This is a genomic window from Shewanella sp. Isolate13, assembly GCF_022398325.1.
GTDB lineage: Bacteria > Pseudomonadota > Gammaproteobacteria > Enterobacterales > Shewanellaceae > Shewanella.
The window spans coordinates 22468-30045 of sequence record NZ_JAKEVD010000046.1; the positions used below are offsets into that span (position 1 = coordinate 22468).

At 51.8% G+C, this 7578-nt stretch carries 7 protein-coding genes; all 7 read right to left on the bottom strand.

The window, feature by feature from the left end; all coding sequences use genetic code 11:
• Positions 1–55: 55 nt before the first annotated feature.
• A complete protein-coding gene (locus L1D44_RS19745) occupies positions 56–1393 on the bottom strand; it encodes a FliI/YscN family ATPase (RefSeq protein WP_239892979.1) in 1338 nt (445 codons plus the stop codon).
• Positions 1383–2135, bottom strand: coding sequence for a flagellar assembly protein FliH (gene fliH / locus L1D44_RS19750; protein ID WP_239892980.1), 753 nt, complete (start codon positions 2133–2135; stop codon positions 1383–1385). The genes L1D44_RS19745 and fliH overlap by 11 nt, the downstream gene beginning before the upstream one ends.
• Positions 2135–3121 (bottom strand): flagellar motor switch protein FliG, encoded by a 987-nt coding sequence (locus L1D44_RS19755; protein WP_239892983.1) that lies wholly within the window; start codon positions 3119–3121, stop codon positions 2135–2137. The genes fliH and L1D44_RS19755 overlap by 1 nt, the downstream gene beginning before the upstream one ends.
• Before the next feature lie 72 nt (positions 3122–3193).
• Entirely contained in the window at positions 3194–4909 is a 1716-nt protein-coding gene (gene fliF, locus L1D44_RS19760) for a flagellar basal-body MS-ring/collar protein FliF (protein WP_239892981.1), read from the bottom strand.
• A 77-nt stretch (positions 4910–4986) separates the two neighbouring features.
• Complete coding sequence (gene fliE / locus L1D44_RS19765) at positions 4987–5322, bottom strand: flagellar hook-basal body complex protein FliE (protein ID WP_220769454.1); 336 nt, start codon at positions 5320–5322, stop codon at positions 4987–4989.
• A 29-nt stretch (positions 5323–5351) separates the two neighbouring features.
• Positions 5352–6656: a sigma-54 dependent transcriptional regulator gene (locus L1D44_RS19770; protein WP_239892982.1), complete on the bottom strand. Its 1305-nt coding sequence runs from the start codon at positions 6654–6656 to the stop codon at positions 5352–5354.
• Positions 6653–7578 (bottom strand): OmpA family protein (locus L1D44_RS19775; RefSeq protein WP_345773645.1); only part of this gene is annotated, 926 nt, incomplete at its 5' end. The genes L1D44_RS19770 and L1D44_RS19775, both read right to left, overlap by 4 nt.

Consider the following 7578-nt stretch of genomic DNA (forward strand, 5'->3'; position numbering starts at 1 on the left):
TGCTTTTTCGCAGACATCACCTCAATAACCACAGCTCTGCTTGCTGCTATTGCGTTTATCGTGACTCGTTAAGGCTGAAGCCCATCTGGCTGACCAGTTGCTCTAGGGCGCTAAGGCTCTGTTTGAGATCGGCTTGTGTATGGGTTGCTTGGCGCAAGAACGCCGCCATCTGTGGATAGCTACTCACCGCCATGTCCATCTCTGCATCATGACCGGCTTGATAGCCGCCTAGTGGCAATAGCTCTTTGACCTCGTTATAGCGACTATTAAGGTGGCGGAACCACTGCCCCTGTTTGAGGCTACTTTCGCTGGCGACCTGTGTGGCGAGACGACTGACAGAGGCGCCAATATCGATGGCTGGAAAGTGTCCCTGTTCGGCCAGTTTGCGGTTAAGCACGATATGGCCATCGAGAATCGCCCTTGCCGAGTCGGCAATCGGGTCTTGCTGATCATCGCCCTCGGTTAATACCGTATAAAAGGCGGTGAGGGTGCCCGTTGGATGTTGGCTGTTACCAGCCATCTCCACCAGGCTAGGTAGTTGCGCGAACGCCGAAGGCGGGTAGCCTTTAGTGGCCGGAGGCTCACCTAAACTCAAGGCGATTTCCCGTTGAGCCTGTGCATAGCGAGTCAGTGAGTCCACTAGCAGCAATACCTGTTTACCCTGATCACGGTAGGCCGCGGCAATATGATGGCATAGGCGCATGGCGCGCATGCGCATCAAGGGCGTGGTGTCGGCTGGTGCAGCAACCACGACGGCGCGCTTGCGACCCTCTTCCCCCAAGGACTCTTCGATAAACTCTCTGACCTCTCGGCCACGCTCACCAATGAGCCCAACGACGACTACGTCCGCTTCGGTAAAGCGGGTCATCATACCAAGTAACACACTCTTACCCACGCCTGACCCCGCGAACAGGCCGAGACGTTGACCGCGGCCGACGGGAAGTAGGGCGTTGATGGCGCGAATTCCCACATCTAATGGCTCGCGGATCGGCTTACGTAATAGTGGGTTCGTGCTCTTAAATTGCAGCGGCACATGGGGAATATGTTTAATACTGCCGAGGTCGTCCAATGGTTGACCTAAGCCGTCGAGTACGCGCCCAAGCAGGCCGAGTCCTGTCGGTATTTGGCAGCGCCCTTCGATGGGCATCACTCGCGCACCAGGCATTAAACCGTTGGTCGGCTCGATTGGCATCAGGCAAAGGGTATCTTTGTAGAAGCCGACGACTTCGGCTTCGACTAAATGGTTATCACGGCACTCAACATAACAACGATCGCCAGTGCCTAATTGGCAGCCCACCGCCTCAAGCAGTAGGCCGTTAACGCGCGTTAAGCGACCATAGACTTGGGCAACGGGGACTTTCGGCCAATCCAAGATATCGGCATTAAGCTTCAACGTCTGCCTCGTTTGTTACGCTGTCTGCCGATGATGAGTCTTGCAGATGGGCTTCAACCTGAGCCATGCAGCGGTTGAGGCGAGTCTCGACCGATGCATCGGCATCGGAGGTTTCGCTAACAATTCTGCAGCCGCCAGCACTGATGCTAGCGTCAGCCACTAAGGTCCAAGAGTGGATCTTATCGGCCGCTAGCTCTTTAAGCTTGTCTACTGCGCTCGGTTCAAGGTGGATCTTAACTTGAGTCGGGTCGTCTGGCAGAGCGGCCAGAGTCTCTTCAATTAAGTTTAAGATCTGCTGTGGCTGTAGGGTCAGCTCGCAGCGAATAACCTGTAACGAGACTCGTCGCACTAGATCGAGGATCAGCGACTGCTGCTGCAAAATCTGCTGATTATGGCCCTCTTCAAGCAGTGACTTTAATGCTCCTAATGGGGCAATGATGCTATTGAGCTGCTCGTCGATATTGTCTTTGCCTTTCAGTTGGCCCTCGATGCGTCCTTGATTAAAGCCAGCGGCATAACCCGATTGACGGCCTTCCTCTTCGCCGGAGCTAAAACCCGCTTGGTGGCCTTTCTGAACGCCTTCATCGTAACCCTTGTCGAAGGCTTGCTGGAAGTCTTGCCAGTTAGAGCCCTCGGAGTTGTCATCGGTTTGTGGCGCGACTAACGGTGAGAAGCGGTGACGGCGAGGGTGTTGACCCACAAGGCGCCAGCGTGGATCGGTATTATTGAGTCGTTGGCTCATTATTCTACTACCTGCTCTTCAAATAACTGCAGTTCAATCTCTCCGTCATCCATCATCTGCTTAGCTAGCTCCATGATCTCTTTACGGGCGGCAATGGCCTGACTCAATGGTACTGTGCCTATGGCTTCGACCTGGGTTTCGATTGCCGAAGACATACGTTTTGGTAGTGCACCGAGCAGTGTCATCTTAAGTTCGTTGTCGATACCTTTTAATGCCAGTGCTAATACATCGGCTGGTACGGCTGCCATGATATCTCGTAGTGTCTCTGGCTTTTGTCGGCCTAGGATGATGAAGTCGAACATGTTGTCGGCGACGTTATTGGCTAGCTGCTTATCGTGCAGTTTTAGCATCTCCATCAGTTGCTCTCTGTCGCCTTCGAAGCGGTTGAGAATGTCGGCAACTTGGCGAACACCGCTGATCTGGGTGTGGCTCTTTTCCATCGCTATTAGCATGCAACGCTCGACGAGTTGCTTGAGTTCATCGACCACTTCACGGTCTAAATCTCCGAGCTGGGCAATGCGCACTAGCACTTCGTCTTGGCCGCTGGCTGGCAGGCTCTGTAATACTTGAGCGGCGCTCTCCGGTGGCAATAGGCCTAATAGCACGGCTTGCAGTTGGCTGTGTTCGTTGGCAATCTCGCGAGCGAGTAGCTGTGGGTCAACCCACTCGAGTCGCTTAACGAGGATCTTGATTTCATCGCCATAGATGCTGTCGATTAGGCTCTTAGCGACCCTGTCTCCTAGGGCAAGATCTAAGGTTTTTTGTAAATAGGTACGTGAGGCACGAGCGATACCCGATTGCTCTTGGTAGCGCTTGAAGAAGCGGCCGAGCACGGCCTCCGCTTCATGCTGGGTGATGCTAGATAGACGCGCCATCTTGTGGCTGAGGTGCTGCACATCGTTGCGATCTAAATGGGCCATCACCTGAGCCGCCCCTTTTTCTCCCATGCTAAGCAGTAGCATGGCGGCTTGCTCTAGGTTGTCCATCTTAATTGTGAGTTCACTGTTATTCACTGTTTGGGTTACCTATCTATATAACGCTGAATGCATTTGGTTTCATTAGGCTTGCTGAGCGTTCTGCTCATTATCTCGGTCACTTATCCAGTGAGAGATCACCTCGGCGACTCGTGCAGGTTCCTGGTTAGCAAGTAAACTTAGGTGCTCCATCTGAACCGTTAGCGGCGAGCCAGGAGCGGGTAGGCTTAGGTTGCTGCTCCAACTACTATCTGTGGTGGCATTTTCGACCGCCAGTATGTTATCCACTTGCTGCTGCGCCGAATCATTAAGCGCTGCGGCTGCCTCTGGTGGCGGCATTAATGGCGTGGTATTGGCCGAGTCGCTGTCTTTAATGTTGTATTCAACGGTGCGTGTCAGGTGCTGCACTAGAGGGCGTAGCACAAAGAAGATCATGCCTAGGCCTAAAATGGCACCGATAAAGTAACGCAGGTAGGCTTGATAACTTTCACCCTGCCACCAAGGTAGCGGTTCGAACTCAACCACTTTTACTGGGGCGAAATTAAAGCTGCTGATACTAAATTGGTCGCCACGTGCGGCGCTATAACCGATAGCATCCTGCACCATGCTACTCATCTGGTCGAGTTGCGGTTGAGTCCAGCCGTTTTCGCCTGCCGCTTGGCTATTGAGTAGCACAGAGACTGACAGGTTCTCTAGCTGCATCTGCTGATAGCGGGTGTGAGTGACTGAGCGGCCCACTTCAAATTGACGGCTCTCTTGCTGATTAAGGTTAGTGCTGGTGTTATTTGCCGCAGGATCCGCAGTCGGTGGTTGGTTGCTTAAAGCGCCAGGGATCCCTAGCGCCATATCACCACTGGTTTGATTGGTGCTTTGCTTCTCTTGGCTGACGACGGTTTGTGGATCCACTGACTCACGCGTCTCTTCCACTTGGTTAAAGTTAACCATAGCGGCGACTTGTACTTGGAAGTTATCTCTCCCTAGGATAGGTAACAGCATGCTTGAGGCTCGGCTAATAAGGCTTTGCTCTAACTCTTGGGTGTACTTTATCTGCTTATCACGCGACTGGCTCATATCTTGACTGGCATTGATCTCAGAGCTTAGGTGATTTCCCTCTTGGTCAACAATTTGTACTCGCTCAGGCGTCATACCTGTCACGCTGCCTGCCACTAAGTTAGCAATAGAGGTGATCTGCTGTGGTTGCAGGTGCTGCCCCGCATAGAGATCCAGCATTACAGAGGCCGAAGGCAGTTCAGGTTGTTGACGGATAAATAGGGTCTTCTTCGGGATGGCTAAGTGTACTCGCGCGGTTCTCACCGCTTTTAGCGCCATGATGGTGCGCGATAGTTCACCCTCTAAGCTATAACGGTACTTAGCTTGTTCCATAAACTGGCTGGTGCCGATGGTCGATGCGTCGAGAGACTCCATACCCGAAGGTACTTTGGCCTTAACGCCGCGAGCGGCGAGCAGCATGCGTGCATTGCCGAGCTTATCTTCAGGAACAAGTACTAAACCTGAGGTTGGGTCGAGGCGATAGCTGATCCCCTCGGCTTCGAGCACTTCAATAATGTGGGATGTGTCGACGTTCTCTTGGTTACCATATAAAGGGCTATAACCTTGGCCTGTGCTCCAAAGCATCAACACGATTACGCAGGCTGCGACAATCGCGAGAATGGCGAGCGTCGCCGCATGTCGGTCTCCTCGACTGAACTGCTGCCATTTCTGCTTCAACGAGTTTAGACGTTCATTCTTGCCATTTACATCTGTCATGGCAGGGCTGGTTTGAGTCAATGTGGTTGACATGCTTTTAGTTATCCTTGCTCAAAAAGGCTGATTAAGTTTTTGGGCGTTATTGCAATAGTTATAGACAGTTGTAGGGGTTAGATCGGCATCTTCATGACGTCGTCAAATGCTTGTACTAGGCGGTTACGGATCTGCAGCATGGCTGAAAATGCTAGGCTGGCCTTTTGCGAGGCAACCATGGCACCAACGAGATCATCACTCTGACCACTGTCGACGGCACTCACTAAGGCCGATGACGCGTTTTGGTCGGCGTTGATAGAGGCGACTTTCTGCTTCATTAACTCGGTGAATGAAGCCGGTTGAACGCCAAAATCCTTAGGATTTGGGCCGACTTTAATTCCACCTTTGGCCATCTCAGAATGAATACTGAGTTGCTGCATCATAGCGCTGGCATTGATGTTGGCATTTGACATATCTGTTCCTTATTTATTGTGAAAGCCGACTATGCAGCGTGACCCGATTGCGACAGGATCTGCTCAATATCTATGCCTTCTTCACGCATCTGCACCAGCTTGTATCTGAGGGCTCTCGTTGTCATGCCTAGCGCTTGGGCGGTATTGTTACGATGACCGTTATGACGTTTCAGGGTGTCGATGATGTACTGGAATTCAGCCTGACGCTTCGACGCCTTAAGCCCCAATTCGCTTTGCTCGACTAGCGCGCTGCCATCTTGATTCACTAGCCCCAGTTCTTCGGCCTGTAGTGCTTGGCCGCGGCGCATCACTAAGGCACGCTGAATGGTATTCTCTAATTCACGCACGTTACCTGGCCAGTCGTGACTCAAGAGGAGGCTACGAGCCTGTTCGCTGAAGTAGCACTGCTGGTTGGCAGCAAGGATCTTGTAGCGCTGTAAGAAGTGCTCGGCGATGGGCAAGATGTCCTCTTTTCGCTGACGCAGAGGCAAGATCTTGATCGGTAACACATCTAAGCGATAGAAGAGATCCTCTCTAAACTCACCGTCTTGTACCGCTTGGCGCAGATCTTTATTGGTAGCAGCAATGACGCGGATATCGAGCGCGATAGACTTGTGTCCACCTAGACGCTCAACTTCTCGCTCTTGCAGAACTCGTAGCAGTTTTGCCTGCAGCAGCTGTGGCATCTCACCGATCTCGTCGAGCAGCAGGGTTCCACCGTTAGCGAGTTCAAACTTACCGGGTTGATCGATAGTGGCTCCAGTAAAAGCCCCCTTAACATGGCCGAATAGAATCGACTCTAAAATGCTTTCGGGAATGGCGGCGCAGTTGATCGCGATAAAAGGTTGCTCTGCACGATTCGAGTGGCGGTGAATATAGCGCGCTAGAGGCTCTTTCCCTGTGCCGCTTTCGCCAGTCAGAAGCACGGTGGCTTCTGTGTTGGCGGCGCGGTGTGCCAGCATTAGCAGCTGACGGCTAACAGGGGCGGCACAAATCAATTCGTTATTGGGGAGCTCTAATCTACGTAGCCTCTGTAGCAATGAGCATAATTGCGCTTCTTCGATCGGCAGTAATAGATAATCTTGAACACCACACTGCATTGCGACACTGGCGAGCTCGGTTTGCTCAGGATCGAGCAGAGCGACTTGATGCTTGCCTGGGTATTGACGAAGTTTTGCGGCAACATCTTGGCTCGCGCTGCGAGAAAGGTTGATTAGGCTAAGCCAAGGCGCGGTGTCGTCGTTCTGCCACTGAGTAAAGCCTTGCTGAGATAGCTTATCTAGACTCGATTGCGGCAGTTCAGCATCGACGAATCTTAAACTTGTGCGATTCATTTGCTTGCTCCTAACGCCGACGCGGTAGAGGACTTAGAGGCAGACTTTACTAAGCGCAAGGTGACTCGACGATTAAGCTCTCTCCCCTCTGTGTTGTTATTGCTGGCTACTGGAGCGCGGGTACCGTGATGTCGAGTCTGGATCATCTTTGGAGATACCCCTAGTTCTATCAGCCTTGAAAGCACCTCGTCGGCACGTTCTTTACTGAGTACTAAGTTGGCGAGATGATCCCCTGATGCATCCGCATGGCCATCGATCAGTACTTCCACAATGCTGGGGTCGGCTTGAATATAGCGATAAACCGCCTGCAGATCTTGTTCGTGAGTAGCGCTTATCAGACTTGAATTTGGGGCGAACATCAGCTCTAGGCGACGAACATAGGTGAAAGGCTTAGGTAACAAGTGTTGACGACAGAGCCTAAATTGATTGGCTACTGCACGGGTGGAAACTGGGCTAGCATTAATTAGGTACTGGCTATTGTCTGTGCTGGTGACCGCGACTTGCCATGTGTGCCCCTGCTCAAGTGCTTCTAAAAATGGGGCGGTATTTTGTTGGCTTATCGCCTGTGAGCCAAACCAGTTTAGCGATGTGGTTGCGATAGGTTGGCGTACCGTATCTTGCCAAGCTGCAGAGACCACCGAGGCTTGGCTTTGGGTGTTACTTAAATTTAGCCAGTCGGCTTCAAGGCTCAGCGCAAGAGGTTCGCCTGGGTTCGCGTTGAGTTGTAATGTGCCGAAACTCTCTACTCTATGGGTAATCTCACAGCCAAACTCGTCTCCTGAAAATTGCCATTGGGCTTTTTCAAAGGGAGTTTGATACTTAACTGGAGTCGCCTGAGCGCTATTTGTGATGTTTGTACAAATAAAAAATAAACAGATTAATATATAAACTGACAGTTTCAATTGTTCATAACCCTTAAATG